Raw genomic sequence first — 568 nt, 5'->3', positions numbered from 1 at the left:
TCGACCTTTGGTTTCTGCGGGCGATTCGGGCGCCAGGTGCGGTCTCCCGGTATGGCCACAAACCGGTTGGTGAGGGTGGTCCCCTCGCCGCGACTGCCGTGCAGGGCCTGTGGCTGTTCCCCGGTCATCGCACTGCTGATGACCTGCCATTGCCGGTTGTGGCTTTTTATCGGGTGGCCGGAAAGGGGGAAGCGCACGCCCGGCGACAGCGCCGGAGAGTTGCTGGTGCCGGTGGCGGTTTCGGCCTGGTTACGCCAGGCGTCCAGTTTATAGCGGGTGAAATCTTCGCCGTGCTGTTCATCCTTAAAACGCCCCGGATAATCCAGCACTTCATACTGTGTGCGCTGGCCATTCAGGCTCTGTGCTTTCTGGCGATAGCCCCCCGGCCAGTCCGGCATCTTAAAGGTGTAATCCAGGCTGGTGACCGATGATGGCGCAATGCCCGCTTCGTGACGAAACACACTGATGTGCTCCGTGGTGGTTCCAGTCGATACATTCGGATTAAAGGGAAAGGCATCCTGCCGCCTGCGCAGGCCGGTCACATCATCAGTCAGCATCAGCCGCTGCC

The 568-nt window shown here is 61.1% G+C and carries 1 protein-coding gene; it reads right to left on the bottom strand.

The genetic code is table 11. The features are described from left to right. Positions 1 to 568: contractile injection system protein, VgrG/Pvc8 family (locus tag MES37_RS24560; RefSeq protein ID WP_273695307.1), on the bottom strand; the 568-nt coding region annotated here is incomplete at both ends.

The organism is Buttiauxella sp. S19-1 (assembly GCF_022134725.1).
In the GTDB taxonomy this organism is placed as follows: domain Bacteria; phylum Pseudomonadota; class Gammaproteobacteria; order Enterobacterales; family Enterobacteriaceae; genus Buttiauxella; species Buttiauxella ferragutiae.
This window is presented reverse-complemented; position numbering and strand designations above follow the sequence as displayed.